Source organism: Tepidiphilus sp. HLB4 (assembly GCF_054823945.1).
This window is the reverse complement of the sequence record NZ_JSYB01000025.1, coordinates 46,204-60,878: the sequence shown is the minus strand read 5'-3', so window position 1 is coordinate 60,878 and position 14,675 is coordinate 46,204. Positions and strand designations below refer to the sequence as shown.

Sequence of the window (14,675 nt, the reverse complement as noted above, 5' to 3'; positions counted from 1 at the left end):
CACTTTTGCGTACGTTTTTGAGAGCAGAGCCACATGAAAGCCTTGATCACTCTTGTGCTCGTGGCGGCGCTGGCGGTGGCGGCGGGGCTCGCCCTCCAGAGCGTAGACGGTTATGTCGTCTTCGTCGTGCCGCCCTGGCGCGCCCAGCTGTCGCTGACGCTCTTCGCTCTGATTCTCGTGCTCGTCGTCATCGTCCTCTATCTGTCGCTGCGCCTGGGGGTGATGCTGTTCGGCCTGCCTCGCACCCTGCGCCGGCGGCGCGACGCCTGGCGCTTGCGCCGGGCCGTGCGCACGCTCGTGCGCCTCGTGCGCGCCCATGTGCTGGGTGATGCGGCAACGGTCCAGCGGCTGGCGCAGCGGCTCGACCGGTCCCCCGGCGTGGCCGAGGCCGGCGCTGCGCTCGCGGCAGCCACGGCGCTCGAGCGCGGCAACGAGGCGAGGGCGGAGAACTGGCTCGCCCGGCTCGAGCGCTGGCCGGACGTCCGTACCGTGCTGGAAGCCGAGTTCGGCGTGCGTTTCTCCCGTCCCGAACGTCTGCAGGCGGCAATGGAGCTGCTCGAGAAAATGCCCGCTCTTCCCGAAGCCACGGCGCTGCGCCTGCGGCTCGAGGCCGCCCAGAGGGAAGAAAAGTGGCAGGAAGTGCTCGCATCGGCCCGCCGCTTGTGCGCGCTCGAATCCATGGACGCAGCCAAGGCCGCCGCCCTCATCCGCCAGGCCCATCTGAACGAGGCCTCCTCACGGCTCGCCCTTGGCGCCGATCTCTTCGCCTGGTGGAAACGTCTGCCCAAGGAAGAGCGCTTCGATCCCGAGTTTTTGGCAGCCTTGGCGCGACTGGCGATCGAGCGGGCGCAGGGAGGAAAAGTCCGTCCCATCCTGGAAGCGGCGCTGGACAAACGCTGGCTGCCCGAGCTCGTGCGCCGCTATCCCGCCTGCCTCGATGCCGCTGAGCGCCAGGCAGCGCTGGCGCGGCTGGAGTCATGGCTGCAGGCGCACCCCGAAGAGCCGGCGGTACTCGAGGCGCTCGTCGAGCTCTGCCTCGAGCTGAAGTTGTGGGGCAAGGCGCAGGACTATCTCGTCCGCTTGCGCCGCCTCGACGCCGATCCCAAGGTACTCGAGCGCTTCGCCGCGCGCCTGCAATCGGCCGAGGCCGGGCGCGGCGGGGCGATCCTTCCGGCTCCCTGAGCGCGCGTGAAGAAATCGCCCCGCGTGCGACGGCAAAAGGTCGTGCTACAATGCCAGCCGTGGCGGGTCGCCCCGCATTGCGGCGCGGGAACCGGGTCAGGGCCGGAAGGCAGCAGCCCTAACCGCTCCCCGCAAGTGCCGGGGGTCCGGCTCGCCACCCCTCCTCACATCCAGGCCGACAGGCCCAGCACCAGGGCAGAGCCGCTTGCCAAGGGCAAAGCCGCACGTACCCCCACCCGGCGCAGCTGGGGCGCGAATTCATGGATCAGCACGAAGCCCATTGCCCCGGCGGCCAGTCCCGTCATCGCAAGGGCATGTTCGGCGTCGGCAAGCCCCAGGCTTTTTGCCAGCAAGGCCACCGCAGGCTCGACCGAGACCGCCGCGAATCCCCACGCTCCTGCGCTCGCGCCGGACCAGCCGGCCGCCGTGAGCAGCCACATCGCCAGTACGCTCTCGGGCACGTTCTGGATCGCGATGCCCAAGGCGAGGCTGGGCCCCATCACCTCGCTCATGCTCAGCGCCAGCCCCTCGGGAACGTTGTGCAGGGCGAGCGCGAACAGGAACAAGAGCGCCGTGCGATCCTGTCCGGCAGCGGGCGCGTGGCGGTGCGGCACGAGCCGGTCGAGCAGCGCCAGCATTGCGGCGCCAGCGCCCAGCGCCAGGGCCCATTGAGCCGCCGCCGATGCCCACGCCTCGTGCGCCGCGATCTCCTGCAGTGCAGGCACGATCAAACCGACGATCACGCTCGTGCCCATCACGCCGGCGGCAAAGAGCTCGGCCGTGGCGGGGGAAACCGCCATCCAGGACGACAGGGTACGCGCAAGCAGCAGGCCGCCGAGGGCGGCGAGCAGGGAGAGGCATACGAGGAAGCCCCAGGGCGAGAAGTCCTGCAGCTGCGCCAGAACCTGGGCGAGCGCCGCGGCTGCGCCGCCGAGCCAGATCGTCCAGCCAAGGGCGGCGCGGGACACGAGCGGCGCGGTGCGTGTAAGGACTTTGCTGATCATGGCGGGGCTCCTTCGAGATCTGTTGCCGTGCGTTCAGGATTCATGATAGGGGGAGCGGCCATGGAACGCAAATGATATTGAGAAATAATCTCAATTAAAAATTCCCATCCCTGCGCACTTCGTGGTCGCAGCGCAAGAATCCGGTAGAATCCGCCCCATGACCCAGCTCGCCCTTGCCCGCAAATGGCGTCCCCGCCGCTTCGACGCGCTCGTGGGACAGGACCACGTCGTGCGCGCGCTCACGCATGCGCTTGCCACGCAGCGGCTGCACCACGCCTATCTCTTCACCGGCACGCGCGGGGTGGGCAAGACCACCATCAGCCGCATCTTCGCCAAGGCGCTCAACTGCGAGCGCGGCGTCACGCCCGAACCCTGCGGGGTTTGTGCCGCCTGCCAGGCCATCGACGCCGACCGCTTCCCCGACTATGTCGAGATGGACGCGGCTTCCAACCGCGGCGTCGACGACATGGCAGCGCTGCTCGAGCAGGCCGTCTACGCGCCGGTGCAGGGGCGTTTCAAGGTCTATATGATCGACGAAGTGCACATGCTCACCGGGCACGCCTTCAACGCCATGCTGAAAACGCTCGAAGAGCCGCCCGAGCACGTCAAGTTCATCCTCGCCACCACCGACCCGCAGAAGATTCCCGTCACGGTGCTGTCGCGCTGCCTGCAGTTCAACCTCCGCTCGCTGCCGCCGGCGCTCATCGCCGAGCACGCCGCCCGCATTCTGGAAGCCGAGGCCGTGCCCTATGATCGCGGGGCGCTCGAGCTCGTGGGGCAGGCCGCGCGCGGCTCCATGCGCGATGCCCTCTCGCTCCTCGATCAGGCACTCGCCTACGGGGCAGGAGAGGTGCGCGAGGCGCAGGTGGCCGAGATGCTGGGCCTGGTGGCGAGCGCCACCTTGCGCGAACTCCTCGAGGCCGTGGCGGCGGCCGACGCCCCGGCCGCGCTCGCGCTCGCCGACCGGCTCGCCGGCAGCGGTGCCTCGCTCGAATCGGCCCTGGCGGCGCTCGCCCAGCTCGTGCATCAGCTCGCCGTGCTGCAGTTCGCCCCCGAAGCCCTGGAACCGCAGACGCGCGAGGCGCTCGCACCGCTCGCCGCCCGGTTCGATCCGGAATACCTGCAGCTTGCCTACGACATCCTCACGCACGCGCGCCGCGACCTGCCGCTCGCGCCCGATCCGGCCGTCGGCTTTTCCATGGCCGTGCTGCGCCTCATCGCCTTCGCGCCCCAGACTACGGCTGCGCCGCCGGCCGCGGTGCCCGGTCCGAGCGCGGCACCCAGGAACGAGGAGGGCGGTGAAGCGCCCGTAACGGCCCGCGGCGAGTCGCCTGCCGCACGCGCGCACGCGCCCTCGGCCACGGATGGCGAAGCGCGGCGCGCAGCGTTCCCGTCGCCCGATCGAGCGCAGGGTGGGGCAGAGGGAACGGCCTCTTCCGAGGCGACCGATGTTGCTTCGCTACCGGCAGACGGCATGCCGGCGAAGCCTCCGTCCACAGAGCCGTCCGGGGCGCGAGAGCCGGGCGCGCTCCCGCCGGCAGGTCGGGAAAGCCCCAGTGGCGGAGTCGATGCCTGGCACGAGTGGTTCGCCGCCATGTCCCTCACGGGACTTGCGCGCGAATTCGCGCAGCACTGCATCTGCCGCGCGATCGAAGGCGACACGGTCTCGCTCCTGCTCGATGCCACGCACCGCGTGCTGCTCGATCTGCACCCGGAATGCGTCGATCGCATCGCCGAGGCGCTCGGCGCGGTGTTGGGACGTCGTGTCACTGTGCGCGTCACCCCGGCCGAAGTCGCCGATACGCCGGCGCAGCGCGAGGCCGAGGCCCGCCGCCAAGCCCATCGGGCTGCCGTCTCCCGCCTGCTCGCGCACCCCGTCACCCAGCGGCTCATCGAACGGTTCGATGCCACGCTCGACGAAACCAGCGTCACGTGGCCCACCCCTTCACCCCCTTCTGGAGGAACACGCCATGTTCAATAAGAACGCCCTCTCCGGCCTGATGCGCCAGGCGCAGCAGATGCAGGAAAACATGAAGAAAGTCCAGGACGAGCTCGCCGCGCTCGAAGTCGAGGGACAGGCCGGCGCCGGACTCGTCAAGATCCTCATGACCTGCAAGTACGACGTGCGCCGCGTCAGCATCGACCCTTCGGTGCTCGACGACAAGGAGATGCTCGAGGATCTCGTCGCCGCCGCGGTCAATGACGCCGTGCGCCGCGTCGAGGCGACCACCCAGGAGAAGATGGCCGCCGTCACTGCCGGCATGCCGCTGCCTCCGGGCATGAAACTGCCTTTCTGAAGAGACCATGCCCACGCCGCTCGACGAGCTCATCGAAGCGCTTCGCTGTCTGCCGGGCGTCGGCGCGAAGGGCGCGCAGCGCATGGCGCACCACCTGCTGCAGCGCGAACGGCGCGGGGCGCAGCGGCTGGCCCGGGCGATCGAGGCGGCGCTTGCTACCCTCACGCACTGCGCGCGCTGCAACGCCTTCAGCGAGACCGCCGTGTGCGCCCGCTGCAGCGACCCGGCGCGCGATGCCTCCGTCGTCTGCGTGGTCGAATCGCCTGCCGACATGGAAGCGATCGAGCAGACCCATACCTACGGCGGTCTCTACTACGTGCTCATGGGGCGCCTGTCGCCGCTCGACGGCATCGGCCCCAAAGAGCTCGAACTGGAGCGCTTGCTCGCGCGGCTTGCCGCTCCCGAAGTGCGCGAAGTCGTGCTCGCCACCAACTTCACCAACGAAGGCGAGGCCACGGCGCACTGGATCGCCGAACGGGTGCGTCCGCGCGGCGTGACGGTCACGCGCCTTGCGCGTGGCGTGCCCCTCGGCGGCGAGCTCGAATACGTCGATGCCGCCACCGTGGCGCACGCCTTCCTCGACCGCCGCCGCCTGGACGCGACCTGAGCGCCCCGGCATCGATCTGCCCGCGCTCCGGAGGCGAGGCGCCGCTTTCCTCTTGGATGCGCCCAGGCGATCCTTTATAATCTGCAGATTTGCACCGTCTTCCCATCTCTCGAGGGTTCGCGCCATGAGCAAGGATCAAGCATTGGACGACAACCGGCGGCAGCTGCTGATCGCCACCTCCGTCGTCGGAGGCGCCGGGGTAGTGGCCGGTGCCGCTCCCTTCGTCGCCAGTCTCACCCCTTCCGAACGCGCCAAGGCGGCCGGCGCCCCGGCCGAGGCCGACATCAGCAAGCTCGCTCCCGGCGAGATGATGACCGTCGAATGGCGCGGCCAGCCCGTCTGGATCCTGCGCCGCACCGAGGCGATGCTCGCCACGCTCGAAGAGGTCGAACCGCAGCTCGCCGACCCCACCTCCGAGAAATCCGTCCAGCCGCCCTACGCCAAGAACCGGCACCGCTCCATCAAGCCGGAATACCTCGTGGTGATCGGCATCTGCACCCACCTTGGCTGCTCCCCCACGGCCAAGTTCGCCAAGGGTGAGGCGAGCGGCATCGGCAAGGACTGGCTCGGTGGCTACCTCTGCCCCTGCCACGGTTCGCGCTTCGACCTCGCCGCGCGCGTGTTCAAGAGCCAGCCGGCGCCCACGAACCTCACCGTGCCGCCGCACCAATACCTGACCGATACCAAGATCCTCATCGGCGAAGACAAAGCCTGACGCGCGAGGAAAGAATATGACCACCAAATCCGGCCTGCTGCAGTGGATCGACGAGCGCTTTCCGCTCACCTCCACGATCCGCGAGCACCTCACCGAATACTACGCTCCCAAGAACTTCAACTTCTGGTACTACTTCGGCTCGCTGGCGCTGCTGGTGCTGGTGATCCAGATCGTCACCGGCATCTTCCTCGTGATGCACTACAAACCCGACGCCTCGCTCAACGCCTCCGGCATCCCGGTGGCCTTTGCCAGCGTCGAGTACATCATGCGCGAGGTGCCCGGCGGCTGGTTCATCCGCTACATGCACTCCACCGGCGCCTCGGCCTTCTTCATCGTGGTCTATCTGCACATGTTCCGCGGCCTGCTCTACGGCTCCTACCGCACGCCGCGCGAACTCGTGTGGATCTTCGGCGTGCTCATCTTCCTTGCGCTGATGGCCGAGGCCTTCATGGGCTACCTGCTGCCCTGGGGCCAGATGTCCTACTGGGGGGCGCAGGTCATCATCAACCTCTTCTCGGCCATCCCCGTGATCGGGCCGGATCTCTCCACCGTCATCCGCGGCGACTTCGTCATCTCCGATGCTACCCTCAACCGCTTCTTCTCGCTGCACGTCATCGCCGTGCCGCTGGTGCTGCTGCTGCTCGTGGCCGCGCACATCATCGCACTGCACGAAGTCGGCTCCAACAACCCCGACGGCATCGAGATCAAGAAGAAGAAAGACGCCAACGGCCGCCCGCTCGACGGCATCCCCTTCCACCCGTACTACACGGTGAAGGACATCGTCGGCGTGGCCGGTTTCCTCATCGTCTTCTTCGCCGTGCTCTTCTTCGTGCCCGAGGCGGGCGGCTACTTCCTCGAGTACAACAACTTCATCCCGGCCAACCCCATGGTCACGCCGCCGCACATCGCGCCGGTGTGGTACTTCACCCCCTTCTATTCCATCCTGCGCGCCGTCACCTATCCGCTCTTCGGCATCGACGCCAAGTTCTGGGGCGTGGTGGCCATGGGTGCAGCGGTCGTCATCATCGCCTTCCTGCCCTGGCTCGACCGCTCGCCGGTGAAGTCCATCCGCTACAAGGGGCCGATCTACAAGACGGCGCTGACGATTTTCGTCATCTCCTTCTTCATCCTCGGCTACCTCGGCGTGCTCCCGCCCACCCCGGGCCGCACCCTGGTCTCCCAGATCTGCGCGGTGCTCTACTTCGCCTTCTTCTTGCTGATGCCCTGGTATAGCAAGATCGATCCTTGCAAACCCGAACCGGAAAGGGTGACCTGGAAATGAAGAACCTCATCGTCCATGCCAAGCGGCTCCTCGCGGCCGCGCTCCTCGCCCCCGCGCTCGTGCTCGCTTCGGCCGAAGGGCCGCAGCTCGACAAGGCGCCCCTGTCCAAGGATCCGGAAAACCTCAAGCGCGGGGCGACGATCTTCGTCACCACCTGCATGGCCTGCCACTCCGCAAGCTTCATGCGCTACAACAAGCTCACCGAGATCGGCTTCACCGAAGCGGAGATCAAGGAAAAGCTGCTGCCGCCCGACAAGAAGGTGGGCGATCTCATGACCATCGCCATGCGGCCGCAGGACGCCAAGAAATGGTTCGGCGGGGTGGCGCCGCCCGATCTCACCCTGGTCACGCGCCAGCGCAATTCCGAGCTCGGCAGCGGCGCGGACTGGGTCTACACCTACCTGCGTACCTTCTACCGCGACCCCACCCGCCCCAACGGCTGGAACAACGTCGTCTTCCCCGGCGCGGGCATGCCGCACGTCTTCTGGGAACTCCAGGGCGAACAGACGGCCAAAATCACCAAGCACCCCGATGGCACCGAGTCGATCGAGCTCGTGCTCTCCAAGCCCGGCAGCATGAGCGCGCAGGAATACGACAAGATGGTGGCCGACGTGGTCTCGTTCATGCAGTGGATGGGCGAGCCGATCGCCGAGAAGCGCAAGTCCATCGGCATCTGGGTGATGATCTACCTGGCGGTGTTCTTCGCGCTTGCCTATGCGCTCAAGAAAGCGTATTGGAAAGACGTCCATTGAACCCTGCTGCGGCGGGGCGCCGCGGCTCGGCCGGGAGGTCCCTCCGCCCCGTCGTCACGTGCGCACCCCGGCCGGGGTGCGTTCGTTTTTCTTCGTGAGACGCATGCCATGATGAACCTCTATTCGGGATCGGTCGATCCCTTCAGCCACCGTTGCCGCATCGTCCTCTATGAAAAGGGGATGGATTTCGAAGTCACCGACGTCGATCTGCTCGACAAGCAGGCCGACGTCGCCCGCATCAACCCCTACGGTCGGGTGCCGGTGCTCGTCGACCGCGAGCTCGTGCTCTTCGAGCCCAACATCATCAACGAGTACATCGACGAGCGATTCCCCCATCCGCAGCTGATGCCGCCCGACCCCATCCTGCGCGCCCGCGCGCGTCAGCTGCTGCAGACGCTGGAGAACGAGCTCTTCCGCCACATGCGCGTGCTGGAAGAGGCGCAAGAAGAGGCCCCGCGCGATCAGGCGCGCCAGACGATCCGCGACCAGCTGGTGCAGCTCGCGCCCATCCTCAACCGGCAGAAATACCTCTTCGGCGAGGACTACTCGATGATCGACGTGGCGATGGCGCCGCTCCTGTGGCGGCTCGAGCACTACGGCATCGCGCTGCCAGCGGCCGCCTCGCCGATCATGAAGTACGCCGAGCGGCTTTTCAGCCGTCAGGGATTCATCGACGCCCTCTCGCCTGCCGAAAAACTCATGAGGAAGTGACGATGCTGCCCCCCTCGGCCAAACTCTACCTCGCCCGCGCCCTCTACGACTGGTGCCTCGACCGCGGGCTCACGCCCTACGTCAGCGCCAAGGTCGAGGGCGCGAGCGTTCCCCGCGGCTACGATCAGGACGGAGTCATCGTGCTCAACCTCGGGCCGGAGGCGACCAACCGCTTCGCTTTCGAGCCCGACGGCATCTCCTTTCAGGCCCGCTTTGGCGGCAAGGTCTTCGACGTCTGGCTGCCGGCGGAAAACGTCCTCGCGATCTACGCCCGCGAGACCGGGCACGGCATCGCGCTGCCCGAAGAGATGTTCACCGCGCCCGAGCCCGACGGCGGCCCGACGCCGCCCGAAGAACCGCAGGAATCCCCCGCCGGCAAACGCGGCGGGGGGTTCCTGCGCGTGGTGAAATAGCCCCGCTCAACCAACGAAGGGAAAGGCTTCCAGCCCGGGCGGCGTCTTTCCCTCCAGCCGGGCGAGCAGCGCCTGCGCCGAACCGCAGGCAAGCGTCCAGCCCAGCGAGCCGTGGCCGGTGTTCACCCACACGTTTGCCATGGGACTGCGCCCGATGAGCGGCACGCCGCTCGGCGTCATGGGCCGCAGCCCCGCCCAGGCTTCGGCCGCTTCCAGATCCGCCACGCCGGGCAGCATCACCTCGGCCCAGCGCTTCAAGGGCGCGATGCGCTCGGGGCGCACCGAGTCGTCGTAGCCGGCGATCTCGGCCGTACCGGCAAAGCGCAAACGGTTGCCAAGCCGCGAGCACACGATGCGCTTCGATTCGTCGGTGAGCGAAGCGGTGGGCGCGCGCTCCGGCGCGAGGATGGGTGCCGTGAGCGAGTAGCCCTTGACGGGATAGATCGGCGCCTCCATCCCCAGGGGTGCGAGCAGACGCGGGCTGTCCACCCCGGCGCAGACGACGATGGCTTCGGCCGTGAGCTCGAACGCCCCCGCCGGCCCCTCGAAGCGTGCCGCTTCGCAGCGGCCTTTGCCCAGGCGCCAGCCGCTCCAGCGCGTCTCGAAGAGCACCTCGGCCCCGGCCTGGCGCAGCCGCGCCACCATCTCCTCGCAGAATCGGCGCGCATCGCCCGATTCGTCTTCCGGCGCGTACAGGGCGCCGCAGAGCTTCGCGGCCACCGGCGCGAGCGCCGGCTCGATTTCCGCCGCCTCTGCGGGTGAGATCGCCCGGGCGGCGATGCCCAGCTCGCGCAGCTCCGCCTCGTGCCGCCGGCCGGTTTCCCAGTCGCGCGGAGTGAAGAAAAGGTGCAGGATGCCGCGCGTCTGCACGTCGTACTCGAGCCCCAGCGCCTCGCGCCAGCGCCGCAGCACCTGGAGGCTGTGGCGCGCAAGGAGCGCAATCGCCCGCGTGTTGCGCTCATGGCGCGAGGGCAGGCATTCGCGCAGAAACGCCGTGAGCCAGCACCATTGCGCCGTATCGAGCGCTGGGCGCCAGCGGAATGGCCCGTCCTCGCGTGTGAGCGACTCCAGCGCGATCAGCGGCGCCCTGGGGCTAGACCACGGCTGGGGGTGGCTCACCGAGATTTGCGCCCCGTTGGCATAACTCGCGCCGCGCCCCGGCGCCTCGCGCGCATCCACCAGGGTGACCGTATGCCCCGCTTCCTGCAAGGCCCAGGCGGTGGCGACGCCGATTACGCCGGCACCGATCACGAGGATTTTCATGGGGGGATCCTTTTCTCCGTGGAACGAAACGAGCGGCAGCACCGCCTTTTCATGTCGAACAGTGTAGCGCATAAAAAACGCGGTACGCGCCCGGGGAGATTTCGTGGCAGACTTCGAAGTTTCCTTCATGCGAGGAATTCGAATGAGCAGGCGCGCTTTCTTGCGTCCCGTGTTGCTTTTCATCGGTTCGACAACGCCCGTCGCCGCCATCGGCATGCTCCGGGAGGAATGACGATGAGCAAAGGGGGGTATGAACGCTGGTCCGAAATTCGGGCCTTGCTCCGCCTCGCCGGGCCGATGGTGCTGTCGCAGACGGCGTTCGTGCTCATGGGGCTGGTGGATACAGCCATGTCGGGGCATGCCGGGGCGCGCGAGCAGGCGGTGGTGGGGCTGGGGGTGGCGCTGTGGATTCCGGTCTTCATCGGCCTGATGAACGTGGTGCAGGCGGTGAGCCCCTTCGTGGCGCGGCACTATGGGGCGGGGGATCATCCGGCGATCGTGCGCGACACGCGCGAGGCGATGTGGCTGGGCCTGTGGACTTCGCTCGTACCGCTGGCAGCCCTGCCTTTCGTGCCGGGGCTGTTGCGTGCCTTTGGGATCGAAGCGGAACTGGCGGAGAAGACGGCCTTTTTCTTGGAAGGAATCGGCTGCGGTCTGCCCGCGGCGCTCGTGTTCCGGGCGCTCGCCTTCTATTCGGCGAGCGTAGACCGTCCCAAACCGATCATGACGATCGCCTTTGCCGGACTGGGGATCAATGCCTTTTTCAACTGGGTGCTGATCTATGGGCATTTTGGCGCACCGGCTCTGGGCGGGGCGGGCTGCGGCTGGGCCACGGCGATCGGGATGTGGTGCAGCCTGGTGGCGATGGGGCTGTGGACGGCGTTTGCGCCGGGCTACGCGCCGTTTCGCTGGTGGCGCGGCGGCTGGAGCTGGCCAAGCTGGGAGGGGCAGAAGCGCCTGCTGCGTCTGGGGCTGCCCATGGGCGGGGCGGGTCTGGCGGAGGTGGCGGCTTTCACCGGCATCGCGGTGCTGATCGGTCGCTTCGGGCCGGTGCAGATTGCGGCGCATCAGGTGGCGCTCAACGTGGCTTCGCTCCTTTTCATGCTGCCGGCGGGCATCGGGGCGGCGCTGGCGATCCGGGTGGGGCAGAGCCTGGGTGCGGGGGATCCGGCGCGGGCACGGCGGCTGGCCTGGACGGGGGTGGCGGCAGGTCTGGGGATCGGGGTGTTGATGATGGGGCCGGTGCTGGCAGGGCGGCATGCGATCACGGCGCTCTACAGTTCGGATCCGGCGGTGCGCGAGCTCGCGGCTTCGCTCCTGGTGCTGGCGGCGCTATGGCAGGTGTTCGACGCCACCCAGGCGTGCATGATGGGCGCTTTGCGTGGCTATCACGTGACCTTGTTGCCCATGCTCCTCATGCTCGGGGCGTTCTGGCTGGTGGGCATCCCCCTGGGGGCCTGGCTCGGTTACGACGGCGGGATGTTTGGCCACCCTATGGGGGTGTTCGGTTTCTGGATCGGCCTGCTGGTGGGGCTCGCGCTGGTGTCTTGCGGACTGGCGCTCACCTTGCGCACGGTGGCCGATGTGGCATCGTCGCGGTGCAAGAAGGAGGCGTGATGACGTTCTCGCTCGATCACTGCTGGTGCATGGGGTGATGCACTGGAGCAGGATAAGTCGGTGGGGGAAAAGATGGGCGATGAGCGCATGAACCCCGAAGCGTGGATCGATTTTGCCGCACCGACGGCGGAGGATGCGCCGCTGCGGGGTCGTTTCGTCGGTCTGCAGGCGGTGCTGGGGGCAAATCGGCACGAGGAGGTGGGCCCGTTGCTCGAACGCATCGACGTTGCGGCGAGGAACGGCTCCTGGGCCGTGGGATACGTAAGCTACGAGGCCGCCGCCGCATTCGATCCTGCCCTGGAGACTCATGAGCCCGCGCCGGGATCGCCGCTGGCCTGGTTCGCGCTCTTCGATCGGCTTGCGCCGTGGCCAGAGTCCATCGTGACAGGGGAATACACACCCTTGCGCTGGTGCGAGACGCTGGATGAGGCGTCCTTCAGGGCCGCGGTGGCGCGCATCCAGCGGGCAATCGCCGAGGGGGAGTTCTACCAGCTCAATTTCACGGCGCCCGTCGAGAGTCCCTTTTCGGGGGATGCGTTGGCGTTCTTTCCCGCTTTACGCCGTGCGCAGCCGGGAGGGTATGCGCTCTTTCTCGATACGGGTGAGGGGCGTCGGGTGGCGAGCGTCTCGCCGGAGCTCTTCTTCCATCGGGTGGGGAATCGCATTCTGTGCCGGCCGATGAAAGGGACGGCACCGCGGGGGATTTCACCCGAAGAGGATGCACGCCAGGCGCTACGTTTGCGTTCGGATGAAAAGGAGCGGGCGGAAAACGTGATGATCGTCGATCTCATCCGCAACGATCTCTCGCGTTTGACGCGACCCGGCGGAGTGCGTGTGCCGCGGCTCTTCCATACGCAAGCCTGGCCGACGGTGTGGCAAATGAGCTCGGACGTCGAGGCGGAGCTGCGCGAAGCGGTGAGCTTGGGTGAAATCTTCGAGGCGCTTTTTCCTTGCGGGTCGGTGACCGGGGCGCCCAAGGTGCGGGCGATGCACTGGATTCGTCGCCTGGAACGCGGACCGCGGGGCGTATATTGCGGCGCGATGGGGGTGGTTCGTCCCGGAGGGGATGCCACGTTCAACGTACCCATCCGGACCGTCGAGATCGCCCAAGGGCGGGCGCGCTGTGGCATCGGCAGCGCCATCACCGCCGATGCGCGGGCACGCAGCGAGGCGCGCGAGTGGCGTGTGAAGCGAGCTTTCCTCGAACGGGCGGCGCGTCCTTTTCAGATCCTCGAGACGATGCGCTTGGAGGGCGGTGAAGTGGCCCATTGGCCGTTGCATCGGGCACGCCTGTTGCGTGCCGCGCGGCACTTCGGCCATCCTTGTGATGAATCGGCTCTGGAAGAGGCGGTGCGCTCGGCCATGGACTCTTGGCCCGAGCCGGCGGGGCGGCTGCGCTTATTGCTCGATGCCGAAGGAAAAGTTTCGGTCGAGGTTGGCGCCTTGCCCGAAACGCCGGAGTGCCCCAAAGTGATGCTCGCCCACTCGCCTATCGATGGCACGAGCGAGTTCGTGCGCTACAAGACGACTCGACGCGAGGCCTACGAGGCGCTCGGCCGCGCCGGGATATTCGACACCTTGCTGTGGAATGAATCCGGTGAGATCACCGAATTCACGCGCGGCAACGTCGCGGTGCGTTTTGGTGAGACGTGGTATACCCCGCCGCTGTGCTGTGGCTTGCTCGATGGCGTGATGCGCCACCTGCTCTTGGCGCAAGGGCGGCTCGTCGAGCGGATGATTCGCCGCGAGGAGCTCGACTCTGCCGAAGCGCTTGCTTTTCTCAATGCCTTGCGTGGCTGGGTGCCGGTGGTTTTGATACAGTGGGAGGAAAACGATGGGCCAGGGCGTGGAGAATGAAAGGCAGACCATCCAAGGGGCGGAGCGCCTGAAGCTCGCCGTGAGTGCCTGCGTGCTGGGGCACCCGGTGCGCTACAACGGCGGGCACAAGCGATCGGCCTTGTGCGTGGAACTTCTGGGCCAGGCGTTCGATTTCGTACCTTTGTGTCCGGAAGTCGGAATCGGACTGGGCACGCCGCGTCCGCCCATCCGCCTCGTCGGTTCCCCCGAATCTCCCCGGGCCGTGGGGGTGGGCGATGCCACGCTCGACGTGACCGAGCGTCTGCAAGAATGGTCCGAGCGCACGGTGGCGACGCTGGAAGGGGTGAGCGGGGTCATTCTCATGCAGCGCTCGCCTTCCTGTGGGCTCTTCCGGGTGAAGGTCTATCGGCAGGACGATCGACCGCCGCAGTTCGGTAGCGGCATCTTTGCGGCCACGCTGGCGCGCCGGCTGCCGGAGCTGCCCATCGAAGAGGAAGGGCGATTGCACGATCCGGTACTGCTGGAGAATTTCGTCGTTCGGGTGCGCGCCTACGGCGAGTGGCGACGCCTGCTCGCCGCGGGACTCACGCGCGGGGCGATCATCGCTTTTCATTCGCGCTACAAGTATCTGCTGCTCGCGCACGACCCCGCGGGTTACCGTACCCTGGGGCGTATGGTGGCCGGACTCGGCGAGGAGACGCCCGAGGCGTTCGCGGCGCACTACTTTCCGGCGTTCATGGCCGCCCTGAGGCGGCGCGCCACGCGCGGCACGCACGCCAACGTGCTGCAGCATCTGGCCGGTTACCTGCGTCGGGTATTGCCGTCCGAGGAGCGCCAGGAGCTGCAGGAGCTCATCGCGCAGTATCGCCAGGGCGTGGTGCCGCTCGTCGCGCCGATGGTGCTCTTGCGTCACCATCTGCGCCGCCATCCCGATTCTTATCTGGCGCAGCAGGTCTATCTGGAGCCGCATCCGCCGCGGCTGGGGCTGCGCAACGCGCTGTAGGGCGAGGCCGC

Annotated in this window: 14 protein-coding genes and 1 other RNA gene; 13 read left to right on the top strand and 2 right to left on the bottom strand. The window is 67.5% G+C overall.

All coding sequences use genetic code 11. From position 1 onward, the window contains the following. Positions 1–33: 33 nt before the first annotated feature. Together OA56_RS06150 and ffs are read left to right on the top strand one after the other, a co-directional pair. On the top strand, positions 34–1,182 hold the full coding sequence (locus tag OA56_RS06150; RefSeq protein WP_461584090.1) for a heme biosynthesis HemY N-terminal domain-containing protein: 1,149 nt from the start codon (positions 34–36) through the stop codon (positions 1,180–1,182). A 61-nt stretch (positions 1,183–1,243) separates the two neighbouring features. Further along, positions 1,244–1,341, top strand: an RNA gene (ffs, locus tag OA56_RS06145) — signal recognition particle sRNA small type. Positions 1,342–1,346: 5 nt separating this feature from the next. On the opposite strand, the gene OA56_RS06140 is transcribed toward ffs, so the two are convergent. Further along, positions 1,347–2,186, bottom strand: a complete 840-nt coding sequence (locus OA56_RS06140; RefSeq protein ID WP_461584088.1) for a ZIP family metal transporter — start codon at positions 2,184–2,186, stop codon at positions 1,347–1,349. A gap of 157 nt (positions 2,187–2,343) precedes the next feature. Between OA56_RS06140 and dnaX the strand changes: the two genes are divergently transcribed. The 8 genes from dnaX (at position 2,344) to OA56_RS06100 (ending at position 8,963) form a co-directional block, all read left to right on the top strand. Further along, positions 2,344–4,167, top strand: a complete 1,824-nt coding sequence (dnaX, locus tag OA56_RS06135) for a DNA polymerase III subunit gamma/tau (protein WP_055423642.1) — start codon at positions 2,344–2,346, stop codon at positions 4,165–4,167. Continuing rightward, positions 4,157–4,483 (top strand): YbaB/EbfC family nucleoid-associated protein, encoded by a 327-nt coding sequence (locus OA56_RS06130; protein WP_055423641.1) that lies wholly within the window; start codon positions 4,157–4,159, stop codon positions 4,481–4,483. Before dnaX ends, OA56_RS06130 begins: the two co-directional genes overlap by 11 nt. Before the next feature lie 7 nt (positions 4,484–4,490). Next, positions 4,491–5,090 (top strand): recombination mediator RecR, encoded by a 600-nt coding sequence (gene recR / locus OA56_RS06125; protein ID WP_461584085.1) that lies wholly within the window; start codon positions 4,491–4,493, stop codon positions 5,088–5,090. Between the two features lie 124 nt (positions 5,091–5,214). Then, positions 5,215–5,805 carry a ubiquinol-cytochrome c reductase iron-sulfur subunit gene (gene petA / locus OA56_RS06120; protein ID WP_461584083.1) on the top strand — a complete coding sequence of 197 codons (591 nt, stop codon included), beginning with the start codon at positions 5,215–5,217 and terminating at the stop codon, positions 5,803–5,805. 16 nt (positions 5,806–5,821) lie between these two features. Beyond that, positions 5,822–7,087 carry a cytochrome b gene (locus tag OA56_RS06115; protein WP_055423638.1) on the top strand — a complete coding sequence of 422 codons (1,266 nt, stop codon included), beginning with the start codon at positions 5,822–5,824 and terminating at the stop codon, positions 7,085–7,087. Beyond that, positions 7,084–7,839 (top strand): cytochrome c1, encoded by a 756-nt coding sequence (locus OA56_RS06110; RefSeq protein WP_461584080.1) that lies wholly within the window; start codon positions 7,084–7,086, stop codon positions 7,837–7,839. The genes OA56_RS06115 and OA56_RS06110 overlap by 4 nt, the downstream gene beginning before the upstream one ends. A gap of 108 nt (positions 7,840–7,947) precedes the next feature. Beyond that, positions 7,948–8,550 carry a glutathione S-transferase N-terminal domain-containing protein gene (locus tag OA56_RS06105; RefSeq protein ID WP_055423636.1) on the top strand — a complete coding sequence of 201 codons (603 nt, stop codon included), beginning with the start codon at positions 7,948–7,950 and terminating at the stop codon, positions 8,548–8,550. 2 nt (positions 8,551–8,552) lie between these two features. Next, entirely contained in the window at positions 8,553–8,963 is a 411-nt protein-coding gene (locus tag OA56_RS06100; RefSeq protein WP_055423635.1) for a stringent starvation protein B, read from the top strand. Between the two features lie 6 nt (positions 8,964–8,969). Here the strand turns inward: OA56_RS06100 and OA56_RS06095 are convergent, their stop codons facing one another. Next, the gene (locus OA56_RS06095) at positions 8,970–10,226 is read right to left on the bottom strand and encodes a D-amino acid dehydrogenase (RefSeq protein WP_055423634.1); all 1,257 of its coding nucleotides are present in this window, start codon (positions 10,224–10,226) and stop codon (positions 8,970–8,972) included. Positions 10,227–10,460: 234 nt separating this feature from the next. Here OA56_RS06095 and OA56_RS06090 point away from each other — a divergent pair, with 234 nt between their 5' ends. From OA56_RS06090 to OA56_RS06080, 3 genes are read left to right on the top strand one after another with little or no spacing between them, the layout of a single operon-like run. Continuing rightward, entirely contained in the window at positions 10,461–11,843 is a 1,383-nt protein-coding gene (locus tag OA56_RS06090) for an MATE family efflux transporter (RefSeq protein WP_461584077.1), read from the top strand. Between the two features lie 60 nt (positions 11,844–11,903). Further along, positions 11,904–13,700, top strand: coding sequence for an aminodeoxychorismate synthase component I (gene pabB / locus OA56_RS06085; protein WP_461584075.1), 1,797 nt, complete (start codon positions 11,904–11,906; stop codon positions 13,698–13,700). Further along, complete coding sequence (locus OA56_RS06080) at positions 13,678–14,664, top strand: YbgA family protein (protein WP_141055919.1); 987 nt, start codon at positions 13,678–13,680, stop codon at positions 14,662–14,664. Before pabB ends, OA56_RS06080 begins: the two co-directional genes overlap by 23 nt. Positions 14,665–14,675 lie beyond the last annotated feature (11 nt).

Bases quoted from the DNA above. Each gene is read 5' to 3' on its own strand.
- OA56_RS06115 (WP_055423638.1), top strand. From the start codon at position 5,822: ATGACCACCAAATCCGGCCTGCTGCAGTGGATCGACGAGCGCTTTCCG.
- OA56_RS06095 (WP_055423634.1), bottom strand. From the start codon at position 10,226: ATGAAAATCCTCGTGATCGGTGCCGGCGTAATCGGCGTCGCCACCGCC.
- OA56_RS06110 (WP_461584080.1), top strand. From the start codon at position 7,084: ATGAAGAACCTCATCGTCCATGCCAAGCGGCTCCTCGCGGCCGCGCTC.
- OA56_RS06150 (WP_461584090.1), top strand. From the start codon at position 34: ATGAAAGCCTTGATCACTCTTGTGCTCGTGGCGGCGCTGGCGGTGGCG.
- OA56_RS06140 (WP_461584088.1), bottom strand. From the start codon at position 2,186: ATGATCAGCAAAGTCCTTACACGCACCGCGCCGCTCGTGTCCCGCGCC.
- petA (WP_461584083.1), top strand. From the start codon at position 5,215: ATGAGCAAGGATCAAGCATTGGACGACAACCGGCGGCAGCTGCTGATC.
- OA56_RS06130 (WP_055423641.1), top strand. From the start codon at position 4,157: ATGTTCAATAAGAACGCCCTCTCCGGCCTGATGCGCCAGGCGCAGCAG.
- OA56_RS06105 (WP_055423636.1), top strand. From the start codon at position 7,948: ATGATGAACCTCTATTCGGGATCGGTCGATCCCTTCAGCCACCGTTGC.
- OA56_RS06100 (WP_055423635.1), top strand. From the start codon at position 8,553: ATGCTGCCCCCCTCGGCCAAACTCTACCTCGCCCGCGCCCTCTACGAC.
- OA56_RS06090 (WP_461584077.1), top strand. From the start codon at position 10,461: ATGAGCAAAGGGGGGTATGAACGCTGGTCCGAAATTCGGGCCTTGCTC.
- dnaX (WP_055423642.1), top strand. From the start codon at position 2,344: ATGACCCAGCTCGCCCTTGCCCGCAAATGGCGTCCCCGCCGCTTCGAC.
- recR (WP_461584085.1), top strand. From the start codon at position 4,491: ATGCCCACGCCGCTCGACGAGCTCATCGAAGCGCTTCGCTGTCTGCCG.
- OA56_RS06080 (WP_141055919.1), top strand. From the start codon at position 13,678: ATGGGCCAGGGCGTGGAGAATGAAAGGCAGACCATCCAAGGGGCGGAG.